Below are 18052 nucleotides of genomic sequence, written 5' to 3'. Positions count from 1 at the left end.
CACCGCCCTGGCGCCACGCCTACGGCGCGGTCCCTCCCCCTGAGGCCCGGAGCGTGGGGAACCGGGATTCCCCGTCGTCGCCCCCCTACCGCTCGCTGCCCACCGGCGGCTCGGCTCCTCCCGCGGAACCCGGCACGCCCCTCGCGGCGATCCCCCGGGCGAGGACCTCGGCCAGGTGCAGCGCCCGGCGGCCGGTGCCCTGCCCGATCTGCGTACGACAGCTGTAGCCGTCGGCCATGACCAGGGTGTCCGCGTCCGCCGCGCGCACCCGGGGCAGCAGGTCGCGCTCACCGATGGCGGTGGACACCTCGTAGTGCCCCTCGGTGAACCCGAAGTCCCCCGCGAGTCCGCAGCAACCCGAGTCCAGGACCTCTCCGTCGATCCCCGCCCTGGCGATGAGCTCGCGCTCGGCGTCGAAACCCATCACGGCGTGCTGATGGCAGTGCACCTGCGCCAGCGCCCTCGCCGAGAGCCGGGGCGGCTGCCACTCGGGCGCCTGGGCGTTGAGCAGGCCCGCCAGGGTGTACACGGACTCGGCGACGCGCTCGCTCTCGGGACCGGGCAGCAGCTCCACCAGGTCGTGCCTCAGGGCCGCCGTGCAGCTCGGCTCCAGCCCGACGACCGGCAGCCCCTCGGCCACCAGCGGTGCCAGCGCGCGGACGGCACGGCGCATCACCGTGCGCGCGACGTCCAACTGACCGGTGGACACCCAGGTCAGACCACAGCACACCTGCCCCCGGGGCAGCACGACGGTGAAGCCCGCGTCCTCCAGGACCCGCGTGGCGGCCGCGAGTACCCCCGGATTGAGGTGGTTGCCGAAGGTGTCCGGCCACAGCACGACCCGGCGTCCGCCCGTACGGGCCTCCCCGCGCGCGGCGCGGCGCCGGAACGCTCGGGTGAAGGTGGTGGCGGCGAAGGCGGGCAGGTCCCTGCGCGCGGCCACCCCGGCGACCCGCTTGGCCAGCCGTGACACCCCGGGCAGGCGACCCGCCCGGTTGGCCTCGGCCGGAGCCAGGGCCGCCAGCCGGGCCCAGACCGGCAGCCAACCCATCGAGTAGTGCGCGGCGGGGCGCACCCGGCCCCTGTAGTGCTGGTGGAGGAACTCGGCCTTGTAGGCGGCCATGTCCACGTTGACCGGGCAGTCGCTCAGGCATCCCTTGCACGACAGGCACAGGTCGAGGCTCTCGCGCACCTCCTCCGACCGCCAGCCGTCGGTGATGACCTCACCGTTGGCCATCTCGAACAACAGGTGGGCGCGCCCCCGGGTGGAGTGCCGCTCCTCCTGGGTGACCTGGTAGCTCGGGCACATGACACCGGGACCGCTCTGGCGGCGGCACTTGCCCACACCGGAGCAGCGGCGCAGGGTCCGGGCGAAGTCGCCGTCGTCGTCGGCGTAGGCCAGGGTGACCTCCGACAGGAGCGGCAGGGCCGGCCGACGGTCGGCGGCCACCCGGATGTCGGCGTCCAGGGGCAGGGGGTCGACGATGACGCCCGGGTTCATCAGGCCGTCGGGGTCCCACGCGCGTTTGAAGGCGCCGAACGCCCGGATGACCGCATCGGGGTACATGCGGCCCAGGAGTTCGGAACGGGCCTGGCCGTCGCCGTGCTCGCCGGACAGGGAGCCGCCGTGCGCGACGACGAGGTCGGCCGCCTCCTCCATGAACGCCCGGTACTCCCGGCGCCCCCGCTCGTGGGTGAGGCCGAAGTCGATGCGCACGTGCAGGCAGCCGTCACCGAAGTGCCCGTAGACCACGCCGAAACGGCCGTGCCGTTCCATGAGCGCGTCGAAGGCACGCAGGTAGCCGCCGAGGTTCTCCGGCGGCACGGCGGCGTCCTCCCAGCCGGACCAGGCGTCGTGGCCGTCGGGGGTGCGCTGGGTGAGTCCGGCTCCCTCCTCACGGATCCGCCACAGCGCCCTCTGGTGGGCGGCGTCGGTGACCACGACCGCGTCACTCGGGCGGGAGGCGCCCTTGAGCCCGGAGAGCATCCGCTCCGCCGCCTCGGCGGCCTCGGCCGGGTCCCCTCCGGCGATCTCCACCAGGAGCCAGGCCCCGCCCTCGGGCAGCGGTACGCGGGAGCGGGAGCCGCTGCGGTCCAGTGCGGCGACCATGCGGTGGTTGATGCCCTCGACCGTCAGCGGCGCGTGGCCGAGCAGGTCGGGGACGGCGTCGGCGGCCGAGGCGGCGTCAGGGTAGCCCAGGACGGCCAGGGCGCGGGCGGGCGGCGACTCGACCAGGCGCACGGTGGCGCCGAGCACGAACACGCACGTGCCCTCGGTGCCGACGAGGGCGGCGGCGACGTCGCGCCCCTTCTCCGGGAGCAGCCGGTCCAGGGCGTAGCCGGAGACGCGGCGCCGGAACTCGGGCATGGCGGTGCGCAGTTCGGCGCGGTGCTCCTGGACGAGGCGGTCGAGTTCGGTGTAGATCCGGCCCTCGCGCCCGGGCCGCCGGGTCAGCTCCTCCCACTCCTGCGCGCTGTGCCGGGAGCCGACGGTCATGCGGGTGCCGTCGCCGAGCAGGACGTCGAGGGAGACGATGTTGTCGGCGGTGGTGCCCCAGGCCACGGAGTGGGAGCCGCAGGCGTTGTTGCCGACCATGCCGCCGATCGTGCAGCGGCTGTGCGTGGAGGGGTCGGGTGCGAAGGTGAGCCCGTGCTCGGCGGTCGCCCGGCGCAGGTCGTCGAGGATGACTCCGGGCTGGACGGTGGCGGTGCGGGTGGCGGGGTCGACGTCCTCGATCGCGCGCAGGTGGCGGGAGGTGTCGATGACGACACCGGTGCCGATGGCGTTGCCCGCGATCGACGTGCCGCCGCCGCGCGGCACGACCGGGACTCCGTGCTCGGCGCAGGTGCGTACGGCGGCCACGCAGTCGTCGACGGTCTCGGGGATGACGACGCCGAGCGGGACGCGGCGGTAGTTGGAGGCGTCGGAGGTGTACAGGGCGAGCGTTCCCGGGTCGAAGGCGACCGTGCCCCGGACCCGTTGTTCCAGGTCGCGGCGGAGGTCGGCGGGGGCTGTGCGGGAGGAGGTGTGCTGCGCGTCGGCCATGTCCTCAGCGTGGCCGCCCGGGTCCGGCCCTGGCAACCGCGGCGCGCCCCGGATCGCCACCGGTTCCGGAGAACCGCGCCCGTCCCCGGTCAGTCCAGGGACTCGTCCATGGCCCGGACCAGGGTGCCGTCCGGGTCCATGTCCAGGTTCCACATCATCAGCCCGCCCAGTCCGCGGTCCCGCACGTACTCGCCCTTGAGCGCGATCACGTCGGTGTTGTCGTAGGTCCACCACGTGTGGCCGTCGTAGATCCAGTACGCGCCCGCCTCCTCGTCGAGGAAACGTCGGCCCGCGCGCTCCTCCAGGTCCGCGAAGGCCATGGTGGGACCGTCGTAGGCGTCCTCGGCGGGCGACTCGGGGACCTGGCCGCGGCCCGCGTCCGCCGCTCCCACGCCCTGCCAGCCGCGGCCGAAGGCGGGCACGCCCACGACCAGCCGGGAGGGGTGCGCGCCCAGGTCCAGGTAGCGCTGGACGGCGCGGTCGACGCTGTTGGCGTCGGAATCGCCCTCGGGGGCGTACAGGTTGGAGTGGTGCGCGGTCCGCTCGCTCCAGGGTCCCGCGAAGTCGTAGCCCTGGACGGTGGCGAAGTCGACGAGGTCGAACAGCTCCGCGTCGTAGGCGGCGCTCTGCTCGGCGCCGCCCGGCAGCGACACCGAGAGCGTGTACTCCCTGCCGGTCTCCTCGGACAGCGCGTCGAGCTGTCGGCGGAACTCCGCCACCAGCGGGGTGAGGTGGGCGGCGTCGTCGGGGTGGACCGTGTTGCCCGGGGCGCCGCCTCCGCCGGGCCACTCCCAGTCGAGGTCGACGCCGTCGAAGACCCCGGCCGCGGCCCCGTCGCCGCCCTGCGGTCCGCCGTCGCGCACCGGCAGGTCACCGCGGATCCACAGGTCCAGGCAGGAGGTGACGAAGGCCGCGCGCGACTCGGGGGTGCGGGCCGCCACGGAGAAGTGGGTCGACCAGCTCCATCCGCCCAGCGACAGGCTCGCCCCCAGGTCGGGGTACTCCTCCCGCAGCAGCCGCAGCTGGTGCAGCCCCCCGGCGAGGTCCTGGCCGGGGTCGTCGGCCCGGCCGTCGACGCTCTCCTGTGCGGTGTACGGCCGCTGGTAGAGCTCCCAGGGCTGGTCGTCGCGGTCGGCGGGGATGTGGCACAGGCCGTCCTCGCTGATGTCCCCGAAGGCCCACATGAGGCGGGTCAGGTGCTCCGGGGCGCCGCTGGCCGCCACGTCCGCGACGGTGAAGTCGCGGGCGGCCGTGTTCCAGCCCGCGAAGTAGGCGACGCGTTCGGGTGCGCGGCCGCCGAGCAGGACGAGGGCGGTGGCGACGAGGGCGCCGACCGCCAGCGCGGCGGCCAGGAGGGCCACGGGACGGCGGTGGAGGGGTCTGGCCGGGGAGGTTCGGATGGCCTGCACCCTTCGAGCCTAGGCACGGAGCGGCGCGAACGCAGGGCCCACGGTCGGGACGGCCACATCAGGCCACATCGGCCGTCAGTCCCCGAACGGGGAACCCGGGGCGCCGCTGACACGTTCCCCGTGCCGCCGCCCGGTGGTCAGCCGCTCGTGAGGTAGTCGCGCAGGGTGCCCGCCCGGGAGGGGTGGCGCAGCTTGGCCAGCGTCTTGGCCTCGATCTGGCGGATCCGCTCGCGGGTGACACCGAACTCGCGGCCGACCTCCTCCAGTGTGCGCGGGTGGCCGTCGGCCATGCCGAAGCGGAGCCGGATGATCCGCCGCTCCCGTTCGGACAGGTCGCCCAGCAGGGAGCGCAGCTGCTCCTGGAGGAGGGTGAAGGAGGCCGCCTCCACCGGGACGACGGCGTCGGAGTCCTCGATGAAGTCGCCGAAGTCGGACTCCTCCTCACCGATGGGGGACTGGAGTGAGACCGGTTCACGGGCGATCCGCTGGATCTCCAGGACCCGTTCGCCGTTGAACCCCACGGCGCGGGAGATCTCGGCGGTGCTCGGCTCGCGGCCCAGCTGCTGGTGGAGCCGGTGCTGCACGCGCAGGAGCTTGTTGATCGTCTCCACCATGTGCACGGGGATCCGGATCGTGCGCGCCTGGTCGGCGATGGCGCGGGTGATGGCCTGGCGGATCCACCACGTGGCGTAGGTGGAGAACTTGAACCCCTTGGCGTAGTCGAACTTCTCCACCGCGCGGATCAGTCCCAGGTTGCCCTCCTGGATGAGGTCGAGGAAGAGCAGTCCCCGCCCCATGTAGCGCTTGGCGATCGACACGACGAGCCGGAGGTTGGACTCGATCAGCCGCCGTTTGGCCCGCAGACCCTCCTCGACCAGCGCGTCGAGCTCCTCGGCCGTGCACACCGCCGCGTCCGGCCCGCGGCGCTGGGCGTACAGGCCCGCCTCGATCGCCTTGGCCAGGTCGACCTCCTCCTCGGCGGTGAGCAGCGGCACCCGGCCGATCTCCCCCAGGTAGAGGCGGACCAGGTCCGAACCCGAGCGTCTGCCGCCGTCGGCCTGGGGGCCGGTCTCCTCGGCGTCGGCGACCTCGACCCCGACACGGGACAGGTGCCGCACCGCCTCGTCCAGGGATCCGGGGGGCGCGGCCAACTGTTCCAGGGCCGAGGCGACCTCACCGCGACTGACCGTTCCCCGGCCCGCGTCCGGCAGCATCCGGATCACTTGTCGAACCGACGGTATTTCGTGCGTCACAACTGTGGGAGCCACCAGTACATTGTGCCGCTCCGGGTGCCGTTAAGGGGAGGCCTACTATTGTCACCCCACTGCTACATCGCCCCCTGGCCACCCTCCTGGAGGGCGCGTTTCTCCTGTTGAAGCTTCATGAGCTCGGCGAATACCCGCTGTTGTTCATCCACGTGGGACGTACCTTCGAGCCGGGCCAGTTCGGATTTGAGGTTTGCCACCCGGCGATTGATGGAATGAGTCTTGATTGTGCCCAGCATTTGAGTGGCGTAATGCTCGTCGAGTTCTCCATAGAACTCCACGGGTTCGACCACCAATCGGGTGAGGAAATCGCGCTGGGCGTCATTCGGCGCGGCCTCGCGCAGATCGTTCACCCAGCCCTGCGGGTCGTGCGCGGCGGCCACCCCGCCGCCCCGGGCGATGAGGGCGAGCACCGCCCTGTGCTGCGGGACGGTGAAGTCCTCGTCGGTGAACTCGTCGAACCCCCGGGCCAGACCCGGGAACTGCACGGCGATCTTGAGGGCCTGCCGCTCCCGCTGGACCGAGGGGTCGCGCAGGTCGTAGGGGGCCTCCCCCGCGTCCGGGGTCGGAACCGGGCGGGCGTCGGCGCGCGGCCCCCGGTCACCTCCGCGTGCGGCGCCCCCGCGCATGTGCTGGGCCACCCGGCGCTGGACGAGGGCCTCGTCCATGATCCCGGTCCAGCGGTCCAGGCTCGCGCCGTAGTTGCGGCGCACGCCCTCGTCGCGGATGCTCGCCACGATGGGCGCGGCCGCGTCCAGGGCGGCCATCCGGCCCTCGGGGGAGGAGAGGTCGTAGCCCTCCATGACGTTGCGGATCATGAACTCGTACAGCCGCACGGCTCCGTCGACGAGGTCGGCCACCGCCTGCGGTCCGTGCTGGAAGCGCAGGTCGCAGGGGTCCAGACCGTCGGCCTGCACGGCGACGTAGGTCTCGGAGGTGAACCCGTGCTCCTCGGCGAAGGCGCGCACGGCCGCCTTCTGCCCGGCCTTGTCCCCGTCGAAGGTGAAGACCACCCGGCCGCCCTGGTTGGTCCGGCCCAGGAGCATGCGGCGCAGGATCTTGACGTGGTCCTCGCCGAAGGACGTGCCGCAGGTGGCCACGGCGGTGGTCACCCCGGCGTCGTGGCAGGCCATGACGTCGGTGTAGCCCTCGACGATGACCGCCTCGCCCTTCTGTGAGATGTCGCGCTTGGCCAGGTCGAGCCCGTACAGCAGCCGCCCTTTGTGGAAGATGGGGCTCTCCGGCGAGTTGAGGTACTTGGGGCCGTCCTCGGAGGGGTCGAGCTTGCGGGCGCCGAAGCCGACGACCTCGCCGGTGACCTCGCGCACCGGCCACAGAAGCCGGTTGCGGAAGCGGTCGTAGGCTCCGCGCCGCCCCTGGCTGGCCAGGCCGCCGCTGATCAGCTCCTGGTCGGTGAAGCCCTTGCGGCGCAGGTGCGCGGTCAGGTTCTCCCATCCGGCGGGGGCGAAGCCGAGGCCGAAGCGCTCGGCGTGGGTGCGGTTGAAGCCGCGTTCGGTGAGGAAACGGCGTGCGGTCGCCGCCTCGGGGGACAGCAGCCGTTCGGCGTAGAACTCGGCCGCGGCGCGGTGGGCGTCGAGCAGGCGCTGGCGCTTGCCCTCGTCGCGCCTGGTGCTGCGGCCGCCCTCCTCGTAGCGCAGGGTGATGCCCGACTGGCGGGCGAGGGACTCGACCGCCTCGGTGAAGCTCAGGCTGTCGATCCGCTGGAGGAAGGAGATGACGTCCCCTCCCTCGTTGCAGCCGAAGCAGTACCAGAGGTTCTTGGCGGGGGTGACGTTGAAGGAGGGGGACTTCTCGTCGTGGAACGGGCACAGTCCCTTGAGCGAGCCGCCTCCGGCGTTGCGCAGCTGGAGGTACTCGCCGATCACGTCCGCGATGGGGGTGCGTTCGCGCACCAGGGCGATGTCTTCGTCTTTGATCCGTCCTGCCACGACTGCCAGCGTAGTTCGCCCCGCGGGCCCTCCGTCCCCGTCCACAGGTTCGTCCGTCGCCCGCCACCGCCCGGGGCAGCCTCGTGGACGGGTGGGCGCCCGCCCGCCGCCCGCCACCGAGCGGTGGCTCCGGCGCGGCACCACGCCCGTTCCCCTTCCGTCCACCTCGGCGCCACCGGGGCGTCGGCCGCGCCTGGCAGCGTCGGGAACCCCAGCCGAGGAGGATCGACAACGGTGCCCGGTCTCCCCCCGCCGTTCGACCGTCGCTCGACCTGGATCGCGGTCGGCGCCGCCGCGGTGGCCGCGGTCCTGGTCACGGTCGGGTTCGCCGTGTTCACGCGCCAGACGACGCCGGTCGACGGCGTGGTCGGCTCGGAGAAGGTCGAGTTCTTCGAGGACGAGCGCGTCCAGGAGCGCTTCGGGTCCCTGGGGTACACGGTCACCGTGCGCCCCCGGGGCTCCCGGTTGCTGGGCGAGCGGACCGACGGCGCCGACTTCGTCTCCCCCGGCTCACGCCACCTGGCCGAACGCGCCCGGGAGCTCAACAGCGTCTCGACCGGGTACGTGCCGTTCAGTACCCCGATGGTCCTGCTCGGCCACGCACCGATGGTGCGCGCGCTGGAGGGCGCCGGGGTCGCCTCCCTGGAGGAGGACCGCACCTGGTCCTTCGACATGTCCGCCTACCTGGAGCTGACCGAGGAGCGGACCCGCTGGCGCGACCTGCCCGGGGACTCGGTGAGTTCCGGCAACCGCAACGAGGTGCTGGTCCGCACCACCGACCCGCGCACGTCCAACTCCGCCGCCATGCACGCCGTGGTGCTGTCCTACCTGCTCAACGGCGAGGAGGTGCTGGCGCCCGGCCCCGTCGACCAGGAGATCTCCGACACCATCTCCCGGCTCTTCCTCGCCCAGGGCCAGCCGCCGGAGTCCTCGCAACAGCCCTTCGAGCAGTTCCGCGACCTCGGCGCCGGGCACACGCCGCTGGTGTGGGTGTACGAGTCCCAGTACGTGCAGGCGATGGTGAACGGACCGGCGCTGCCCGAGGGCGTGGTCGTGCTCTACCCGGGACCGACCGTGTTCTCCGAGCACGCCGTGGTCCCCCTCACCAGGGCGGGCGACGAGGTCGGCCGCCTGCTCACCGAGGATCCCGAGCTCCAGGAGCTGGCCGCGGAACACGGCTTCCGCACCGACGGAACCGCCCGGTTCGACGCCCTGGTGGAGGAGTACGGCCTCCCGGTCCGCACCCAGGTCGCCGACGTGGTCCACCCCCCGACCTACGAGGCACTGGAGGCACTGCTGACCAGCATCGAGGACACCTACGAGGCCAGTGGGGCGATGCCGCCGGTACCCCAGGAGGCCGGCGGCCGGGGCGGGGGTGGCCGCGGATGAGGCGCGCACTGCCCGCGGCCGCCCTCGCGGTCGCGCTGGCGGCCTCCTCCTGCTCCCTCGTCGGGGGTCCGGGCCGGGACGCCCTGCGTGTCCTGGCCGGCAGCGAGGTCGCCGACCTGGAGCCGCTCCTGGAGGAGGTCGCCGAGCGCACCGGGGTGGAGGTGGAGCTCGACTACGGCGGCACGCTCGACGGGCTGGCGCGGGTGGCCGCCGGCGACACCGGGGACTACGACGCGGTGTGGTTCGCCTCCAACCGCTACCTGCACCTGCACGAGGGCGGTCGGACCGCCGTGCACACCGAGACGCCGATCATGGTCTCCCCCGTGGTCCTGGGCGTGGCCGAGGCCCGGGCCGAGGCCCTGGGGTGGACCGACGGCGCCGAGGTGACCTGGGCGGACGTGGCCGGGGCGGTCGCGGACCAGGAGCTGACCTACGGGATGACCAACCCGGGCGCCTCCAACTCGGGTTTCTCCGCGCTGATCGGGATCGCCTCGGCCCTGGCCGACACGGGCTCCGCCCTGCGCGGTGAGGACGTGGAGCGCGTCCGCCCGGAGCTGGCGGAGTTCTTCGGGGGCCAGGAGGTGACCGCGGGCTCCTCCGGATGGCTGGCCGAGGACTTCGAGCGGCGTGCCCGGGAGGGGCGGCCGGTCGACGGGATGATCAACTACGAGTCGGTGCTGCTGTCGGTCAACGACTCGGGGGTGCTGGAGGAGCCGCTCACCCTGGTGCACCCGGCCGACGGAACCGTGACGGCGGACTACCCGCTGACACTGCTGGCCGACCCGTCGGAGGAGACCCTGTCCGCCTACGAGCGGCTGGTCGGGGACCTGCTGTCGGAGGAGACGCAGCAGCGCGTGGCCGACGACACGTGGCGGCGCCCGGTCACCCGGGGGGCCTCGCTCACGGCGGACGTGCCACCGCTGGTCGAACTGCCCTTCCCCGCCCAGTTGGGGGTGGTCGACGCACTGGTCGCGGACTACGTCGGCGCCCTGCGGCGGCCGGCGCGCACGGTGTACGTGCTGGACGTGTCCGCGTCGATGGAGGGTGACCGGATCGAGGACCTGAGGTCGTCGCTGGAGGCGCTGACCGGAGCGGACGGCGGATCCCTCGCCCATCGGACCCAGGCCTTCCAGGAGCGGGAGGAGGTGACGCTGCTGCCGTTCTCCACGGAACCGGGTGAGCCGAGCACGTTCGTGCTGGAACCGGGCACGGCGGAGTCGGCCGCGGCGGACCTGGCCGCGGAGGCGCGTTCGCTGGAGGCCGACGGGGACACGGCGGCCTACGACGCCCTCCGGGAGGCGTACGAACTGCTGGCCGCCGCGCCCCGGGACGAGCATCTGACCTCGGTGGTGTTCATGACCGACGGAGAGGTGAACCGGGGCTCGACCCTGGACGGACTGCGCGCCGCGTTGGACGGGATGCCGCGCGAGGTGGCCGCCGCCCCGGTGTTCACGGTGCTGTTCGGGGAGTCCAACGCGGTGGAGATGGAGGAACTGGCCCAGATGACGGGCGGCCGGGTCTTCGACGCCCGGGAACAGGACCTGGAGCAGGTCTTCCGGGAGATCCGCGGCTACCAGTGAGGCGGACCGGTCCCGCGCCTCCTCGTGGTGGGAGGGCGGGGCGCAGGAGTCGGCGAACCAGCCGAAGACGTCGCCGACACCGCTCTGCCCGGCCTCGTACCCGCACATGCCGGGCAGGGTGTCGGTGATGACGCCGTGCCCGTAGGGGTGCACGGCCGTGCCGAGTTCGGCGCCGTCGGCGGCCCGTACGACGACGGCGCGGCCGGAGAGCGTCCCGAAGTCCACACCGACCACGACCGCGCCGGGAGGCGGGCCACCAGCATTGTGAGCGTTAACATTTCGTGCGCGCGGACTTCCGTTCACGGGGGACCTCTGGACCCGGGGAGCGTACGGGGGGTGGTCGGCGGGTCAGGGCGGCCCCGGCGGCCGGGGAGCGGTGCTGTGTCTGACGCGCAGCACGGCCGGGACGACGACGCGCGCGTGAGCGAAGGGCTGGTCGCCCCGGCCGGACAGTTCGGCGAGGAGGACGTCGATGCTCGCGCGGCCGACCTGGGCGAAGTCCTGCCAGACGGTGGTCAGCGCGGGCGTGAGGTACTCGGCCTCGGGGATGTCGTCGAACCCGACGACGCTGATGTCGCCGGGGACCTCGATCCCGTGCTCGCGAAAGGCCCGAAGCGCCCCGATCGACATCTGGTCGTTGGCCACGAAGACCGCTGTGACCTCGGCGCCCCGGGCGCGTTCCCCGGCCAGCCGCAGCCCCAGTTCGTACCCGGACCGGGGGCTCCGGTCGCCGTGGGACGGCTCGGGCACGGGCGCCCCCGCCTCGGCCAGTGCGCGGCGCCACCCCTCGACCCGCGCCTCGCCCTCCAACCAGCCGGGCCGGCCCGCGATGTGGTGGACGGTCCGGTGGCCCAGGTCGAGCAGGTGGCGTGTGGCGGTGTACGCCCCGCCCTCCTGGTCGACGCAGACCACCGGCAGCCCCGACCCCTCACCGCCCTCGACCGCGACGAGCGGCCGGAGACCGGACCGTTCGGCGAGCGCCTCGACCACCGCCCGCTGCGGGGCGATGGCGACGCACCCCTCCACCGACTGCTCGGCGAGGTGCGTGGTGGCCTCGACGACCGCCTCGCGGGTGATGCCGTCCAGGTTCACGATGCTCACGAAGTACCCGGCCTCGCGGGCGGCGTTCTCGATGGCGGCCAGGGTTCGGGCGGGGCCGAAGAGCGTGCTGTCGAAGGCGAGGACACCGAGGAGGTTGGTCCTGCGGGTCACCAGGGCGCGGGCCGAGGGGTTGCGACGGTAGCCCAGTTCCTCGATGGCCGTCCGGACCCGGGTCACCGTCTCCGTCCGCACGTTGGGGTGCCCGTTGAGCACCCGGGAGACGGTCTGGTGGGAGACCCCGGCCAGCCGCGCGACGTCGGCCATGACGGGGGTGCGTCCGTCCCGTTCGGACATGGGGGGCGTCCTCCTCACCGGATCCTCCGGTAGTGACGTGGGCAACATTGTTAGCGCTCACATCTGAGGTGTCAAGGAGGTTGCGGGACGGTTTCCCGGGTTCCTCGCCCTCCGTCCGCCCGTCTGGGCCGACCCGGCGGACCTCCGGCGCGGACCGTCCGGCCTCAACCGACCAGGCGGGCGTGCAGGGCGGTGGCGGAGGTGTCGGTGAGCGAGGCGACCTGGTCGACCACGACGCGCAGCGCGGCGGCGTCGTCGGGGGCGGCCTCGAACGCGGCGCGGAACTGCGGCTCCAGCTCGCCGGGCGACCCTTCGCGCAGCGCGGCGACCAGCTCCGTGATCGTCCGCCGCTCCTCGGCCTGGTAGGCCAGCGCCTCCGCACGGGACATGACGAAGTGGGCGGCGACCGCCTTGAGCAGCGCGCACTCCAGGAGGACCCGGCGGGGCAGGACGAGGTCGGCGCGGTAGCGGGTGAGTCGGCCGGGACCGTGGGCGTCCCGGGTGGCGCGCTCGGCGGCGAGGCAGAAGCGACCGATGAGTTCGCTGGTGAGGTTCTTGAGCGCGGCGAGGGAGGCGAGGTCGCCGGTGAACTCGCCGGGCCACATCGGTTCGGCGAGCAGCTCGGTGAGGACGTGGTCGAGTTCGGCGGTGTCGGCGTCGCAGTAGCGCTCGGCGGCGATCCGGCACACCTGCGCGCGCTCGGCCGGGCTCCGCAGGGCGGCCATGCTCACCAGTCCCGCGTGCAGGGCGTCCTCGACGTCGTGCACGGAGTAGGCGACGTCGTCGGACCAGTCCATGACCTGCGCCTCGAAGCAGGTGTGGCCCGCGGGGGCGCCCTCGCGCAGCCAGGAGAAGACCTCGGTGTCGTCGGGGTAGCAGTTGAACTTGTGGGTGTCGCCGCCCTCGCCCCGGCGCCACGGGTACTTGACGGTGGCGTCGAGGGTGGCGCGGGTGAGGTTGAGTCCGTTGCTGCGGCCGTCCGGGGCGATCACCTTGCCCTCCAGGCGGACGAGCAGCCGCAGGCTCTGGGCGTTGCCCTCGAAACCTCCGCACGCGGCCGCGGCCTCGTCCAGCGCGCGTTCGCCGTTGTGCCCGAAGGGCGGGTGTCCCAGGTCGTGGGACAGGCAGGCGGCCTCGACCAGGTCGGGGTCGCAGCCCAGCGCCTGCCCCAGCTCACGGCCGATCTGGGCGCACTCCAGGGAGTGCGTCAGCCGGGTGCGCGGGAAGTCGCTCACCCCGGGCTGGACGACCTGGGTCTTGGCGGCCAGACGGCGCAGCGCGGAGCTGTGCAGTACTCGGGCCCGGTCACGTTCGAAGGGGCCCCTGGCGCGGTTCTTGCGGGACTCGCCCGCCATCCGCGCGGTGTCCTGCGGCGTGTAGCCGGGGACACCGCCCTCTGATCCCGCTCGGTTCGTCATCGTCTTCACGACTCTACTCAGCGCAGGGGACGAAACGTGACATCGACCCTGCTCAGGCCGCGTTGACGCGGATGTCGCTGCTGTCGTCGAAGATCCAGTAGTACCAGAGCGACGCGGTCTCCCTGGTGATGTACCAGAGCTGGGTGCGGCGCTCGATGACCGCCGGCCCCGACCGCGCCGGGGAGGTGCCCGCCTCGATGCCGTGGTCGTGCGCCATGCGCTGGGAGCGCAGGCTGTGCCAGGGGTCGGAGACGAGGGTGGCCGTCTCCCAGCCGTTCTCCTCGAAGACCTCGGAGACGGCCCTGATGCTCTGGAGGGTGTCCCTGCCCTCCTCCACCGCGATGACCTGCTCCGCGGGGACGCCGACCTCGACCAGCCAGTTCCGGCCCGAGGCGGCCTCGGTGTAGTTGTCGGCAGGCTGCTTGCCCCCGACCGTGACGATGACGGGGGCGACGCCGCTCTGGTAGAGGCTCTGAGCGTGTCGCAGCCGGGCCTCGAAGATCTCCGAGGGCACGCCGTTGTACTGGCTGGCGCCCAGGACGACGATGGCGTCGGTGGCCGCGCGGTCGTCCTGCCGGGCGGTGTACCACACCCACGCCCAGGTTCCGGGCGGCAGCGCCAGGAGCGTGAGCAGTACGAGCGCGACCAGCCAGCGGAGGCGGAAGCGGCGGCGTCTGCGGCGGCGGGGCTGGCCCGGCCGTGAGCGCCTCGGGCGGGAACCGCGGGAACCACGGCCGTCGCGACCGTCCTCCGGGCCGTCATGGCGCGGATGGGCGGGGTCGGTGGCAGGAGCGCCGTGTCCGGGGTCCCCGTCCGCCGGGGGCCGGGGGGCGTCCGGCTCGACGGGCGCGTGGCCGCCCGTGGCGGGCGCCCCGCGCGAACCCGGGCGTTCGCGAACGAAACGGCGGGTGAAGCCGGTCCCGGAACCGCGGTCGGCCGGGGCCGTGGAACCGGCCGGGTCGACCGGGGCGTCCCCCGTGGCGCTCCCGGGCCGGGTGAAGGCGCGGGTGGCCGCGGCGCCCGAGACGTCGGCGGTGTCCCGCTGGTCACGGCTGAAGGTCCGCGTGGCCGCCTGGTCCGGGGCGCCCTCCCCCGCGTCCCCGGGTTCGCGGACGAAGGCCCGGGTGGTCTCGACCGCGGGTTCCTGGAGCTGCTCGCGCGTGAAGACACGCGTGCTCTCGTCGTCGACATGGGAGGCGGAGACCGGGTTCCGCCCCGGTTCGTCGCCGTGCCCGCCGTTCGCCGTTCGCACCGACTCACCTCCGCACATCACTGCCTGGGGGACCATGCACCCCCTGGGACGTCCACCGACCGCCGCTGGTTCGTACCTCTTCGAACCCGCGGAGCGGATTCGGGCAACCGAAACGGAAGTCGTCACACCCGAAGGCGTGTGCGGGAGAGGATAGCGGGGAACAGCGGACGCACCAATGGTCAAGAAGATATCACGATAGGGTTACAGCTCATCTTCTTGGCCGCGGGGGTCCGGGACGAGTCTAAGGCGTACGCGTCGGACGGCGCCCGTCACACGGCCCACCCGTCGCCCGCCACCGCCCGGGGCCGCTCCACGAAGGGGCGGGCACCCCCACCAGCCTCGAACGACGCCTCCGGCGCGGTTCCTCGCGCGTACGGATGCCTCCGGCGCGGTTCCTCCCGGGGCGCGGCGGAGAGGAACCGCGCCCCCACGACGGCTCAGTTCGCGGTGCGTCCGGCGGCCCGGCCCGCCTCCAGGCGGGCGACGGGTACGCGGAACGGCGAGCAGGACACGTAGTCCAGCCCCGCGTCGTGGAAGAAGTGCACCGAGGCCGGATCGCCGCCGTGCTCGCCGCACACGCCCAGCTTGATGCCGGGACGCGCGGCGCGCCCCTCCTCCACCGCGATGCGGATCAGGCGTCCGACGCCGTCCACGTCCAGCGACTCGAACGGCGACACCCCGAACACGCCCTTCTCCAGGTAGGCGGAGAAGAAGGACGCCTCCACGTCGTCGCGGGAGAAGCCCCACACCGTCTGGGTGAGGTCGTTGGTACCGAAGGAGAAGAACTCGGCGTTCTCCGCGATCTGACCGGCGGTCAGCGCGGCGCGCGGGAGCTCGATCATGGTGCCGACCGGGAAGTCCAGCTCCACGCCGTTCTCCTCGCCCACCTCGCGCAGCACGCGCTGGGCGTCCTCCTTGATGATCTCCAGCTCCTGCACCGTGCCCACCAGCGGGATCATGATCTCCGGACGGGGGCGGCCGCCCTCGCGGATCCGGTCCACCGCGGCCTGGGCGATGGCGCGCACCTGCATGGTGAACAGGCCCGGGACGACCAGCCCCAGCCGCACGCCGCGCAGGCCCAGCATCGGGTTCTGCTCGTGCAGCTTGTGGACGGCCTGGAGGAGCCGCAGGTCGTTCTCGTGGCTCTCGCCGCGCGCCTCGGCCACGGCCACCCGCACCGAAAGCTCGGTGATGTCGGGCAGGAACTCGTGCAGCGGCGGGTCGAGCAGGCGCACGGTCACCGGCAGGCCGTCCATGGCGCCGAGGATGCCGTCGAAGTCCTGGCGCTGGAGCGGAAGCAGGGTGTCGAGGGCCTCCTGCTGCTCCTCGGCCGTGTCGGCGAGGATGAGCCGCTCCACCAGCTGGCGGCGGTCGCCGAGGAACATGTGCTCGGTACGGCACAGCCCGATGCCCTGCGCGCCCATGCGGCGGGCGCGGGCGGCGTCCTGGGGCGTGTCCGCGTTGGCCCGCACGTACATGCGGCGGGCGGCGTCGACGTAGTGCATGAGGCGGTCGACGGCGCGGACGAGGTCGTCGGCCTGGTCGGAGGCGGGGTCGATCTCGCCCTCGAAGTAGCGCACGACGGGCGAGTCCACGACGGGGACCTCGCCGAGGTAGACCCGGCCGCTGGTGCCGTCGATGGAGATGACGTCGCCCTCCTCGACCACCTCGCCGCCGGGCGCGGTCAGGCGCCGGTTCTTGGTGTCGATGTCGAGCTCCTCGGCGCCGCACACGCACGTCTTGCCCATGCCCCGGGCGACGACGGCGGCGTGCGAGGTCTTGCCGCCGCGGCTGGTGAGGATGCCCTCGGCGGCGATCATGCCCTCGAGGTCGTCGGGGTTGGTCTCGCGGCGGCACAGGATGACCCTCTCACCGCTGCGCGACCACTTGACGGCCGTGTAGGAGTCGAAGACGGCCTTGCCGACCGCCGCGCCGGGCGAGGCGTTCATGCCGCGGCCGATGCGGTGGGCGTCGTCGGAGACCGCGGCCCTCTCGTCGAAGCGCGGGAACATCAGCTGGGCGAGCTGGTCGCCGGTGACGCGTTGGACGGCCTCGTCGAGGCTGATCATGCCCTGGTCGACGAGCTGGTCGGCGATGCGGAACGCGGCGGCGGCGGTGCGCTTGCCGACGCGGGTCTGGAGCATCCAGAGCTTGCCGCGCTCGATGGTGAACTCGATGTCGCACAGGTCCCTGTAGTGGTTCTCCAGGGTCTCCATGATGCCCATCAGCTCCTGGTAGCTGCGGGTGTCGATCCGCTCCAGGTCGGCGAGGGGCACGGTGTTGCGGATACCGGCCACGACGTCCTCGCCCTGGGCGTTCTGGAGGTAGTCGCCGTAGACGCCGGACTGGCCGGTGGCGGGGTCGCGGGTGAAGGCGACGCCGGTTCCGGAGTCCATACCGAGGTTGCCGAAGACCATGGAGCAGATGTTGACGGCGGTCCCCAGGTCGGCGGGGATGCGCTCCTGGCGGCGGTAGAGGACGGCGCGGGGCGCGTTCCAGGAGTCGAAGACCGCCTTGACGGCCTGGGTCATCTGCTCGCGCGGATCGGTGGGGAAGGGGCTGCCGGTCTGCTCCAGGACGATGGCCTTGAACCGCTCGACGAGCGCCCGGAAGTCGTCGGCGTCCAGGTCGAGGTCGTCGGTGGTGCCCTTGGCGGCCTTGGCCTCGTCGATGGCGTCCTCGAACAGCTCGCCGTCGATGTCCTGGACGGTCTTGCCGAACATCTGGACCAGGCGGCGGTAGGAGTCCCAGGCGAAGCGCTCGTCTCCGCCCTGGTTGGCCAGGCCCACGACCGACTCGTCGTTGAGGCCGATGTTGAGGACGGTCTCCATCATGCCGGGCATGGAGAATCTGGCGCCCGACCGTACGCTCACGAGGAGCGGATCGTCGGGCTGGCCGAGCCTGCGGCCCATGGCCTTCTCCAGCTCCTTGAGGTTGGCCTCGATCTCCGCGTCCAGGCCGACGGGCACGTCGCCGTTGTCGAGGTAGTGGCGGCACGCCTCGGTGGTGATGGTGAAGCCCGGGGGCACCGGCAGCCCGAGGTTGGTCATCTCGGCGAGGTTGGCCCCCTTACCGCCGAGGAGATCCTTCAGGTCCTTGTTGCCCTCGGTGAACTTGTAGACGTACTTGGCCACGGGGGTGCTCCCTCGTCATGTCGACGGCTCCGTCGCGAGCCGACCCTTGCTGCGTGGGCGCGACTCTTCCACACTCTGCGACCTTCCCCCTCCATGAACCACCGTTTTTCGGAGTTTTACCAGGTCAAGAGCATTAGAGAGGTCTATACCAATGGTTCAGTCGGGACACACGGGTCCCTGCCCTCAGGATACGGGGGAAGGGGGCTGGAGTCCCG

10 protein-coding genes are annotated in these 18052 nt (G+C 72.6%); 2 read left to right on the top strand and 8 right to left on the bottom strand.

Going from position 1 to position 18052, the window contains the following annotated elements; genetic code table 11:
• Window positions 1-85 precede the first annotated feature (85 nt).
• The 4 genes from ACTVAJ_RS19780 to dnaG form a co-directional block, all read right to left on the bottom strand.
• Window positions 86-3046, bottom strand: coding sequence for an FAD-binding and (Fe-S)-binding domain-containing protein (locus ACTVAJ_RS19780; RefSeq protein ID WP_470389683.1), 2961 nt, complete (start codon window positions 3044-3046; stop codon window positions 86-88).
• Window positions 3047-3135: 89 nt separating this feature from the next.
• Window positions 3136-4446, bottom strand: coding sequence for a glycoside hydrolase family 18 protein (locus ACTVAJ_RS19775; protein ID WP_470389791.1), 1311 nt, complete (start codon window positions 4444-4446; stop codon window positions 3136-3138).
• 146 nt (window positions 4447-4592) lie between these two features.
• Entirely contained in the window at window positions 4593-5678 is a 1086-nt protein-coding gene (rpoD, locus tag ACTVAJ_RS19770) for an RNA polymerase sigma factor RpoD (protein ID WP_470389682.1), read from the bottom strand.
• 104 nt (window positions 5679-5782) lie between these two features.
• Window positions 5783-7669 carry a DNA primase gene (gene dnaG, locus ACTVAJ_RS19765; protein ID WP_470389681.1) on the bottom strand — a complete coding sequence of 629 codons (1887 nt, stop codon included), beginning with the start codon at window positions 7667-7669 and terminating at the stop codon, window positions 5783-5785.
• A gap of 234 nt (window positions 7670-7903) precedes the next feature.
• On the opposite strand from dnaG, the gene ACTVAJ_RS19760 reads away from it, so the two are divergent.
• Together ACTVAJ_RS19760 and ACTVAJ_RS19755 are read left to right on the top strand one after the other, a co-directional pair.
• A complete protein-coding gene (locus tag ACTVAJ_RS19760) occupies window positions 7904-9058 on the top strand; it encodes a hypothetical protein (protein ID WP_470389680.1) in 1155 nt (384 codons plus the stop codon).
• Window positions 9055-10638 (top strand): vWA domain-containing protein, encoded by a 1584-nt coding sequence (locus tag ACTVAJ_RS19755; protein WP_470389679.1) that lies wholly within the window; start codon window positions 9055-9057, stop codon window positions 10636-10638. Before ACTVAJ_RS19760 ends, ACTVAJ_RS19755 begins: the two co-directional genes overlap by 4 nt.
• A 348-nt stretch (window positions 10639-10986) precedes the next feature.
• Here ACTVAJ_RS19755 and ACTVAJ_RS19750 read toward each other — a convergent pair whose 3' ends face one another.
• The 4 genes from ACTVAJ_RS19750 to ppdK all read right to left on the bottom strand — a co-directional run bounded on the left by ACTVAJ_RS19750 (window position 10987) and on the right by ppdK (window position 17837).
• Entirely contained in the window at window positions 10987-12033 is a 1047-nt protein-coding gene (locus tag ACTVAJ_RS19750; protein WP_470389678.1) for a LacI family DNA-binding transcriptional regulator, read from the bottom strand.
• A 164-nt stretch (window positions 12034-12197) separates the two neighbouring features.
• On the bottom strand, window positions 12198-13451 hold the full coding sequence (locus tag ACTVAJ_RS19745) for a deoxyguanosinetriphosphate triphosphohydrolase (RefSeq protein ID WP_470389677.1): 1254 nt from the start codon (window positions 13449-13451) through the stop codon (window positions 12198-12200).
• A 52-nt stretch (window positions 13452-13503) separates the two neighbouring features.
• Window positions 13504-14703, bottom strand: coding sequence for a YdcF family protein (locus ACTVAJ_RS19740; RefSeq protein ID WP_470389676.1), 1200 nt, complete (start codon window positions 14701-14703; stop codon window positions 13504-13506).
• Between the two features lie 437 nt (window positions 14704-15140).
• Window positions 15141-17837, bottom strand: coding sequence for a pyruvate, phosphate dikinase (gene ppdK, locus ACTVAJ_RS19735; protein WP_470389675.1), 2697 nt, complete (start codon window positions 17835-17837; stop codon window positions 15141-15143).
• Window positions 17838-18052 lie beyond the last annotated feature (215 nt).

The organism is Nocardiopsis sp. KDC1DS13DA1, assembly GCF_055632325.1.
Note: the sequence above shows the minus strand (reverse complement) of the source record. Positions and strands in the feature narration are given on the sequence as shown.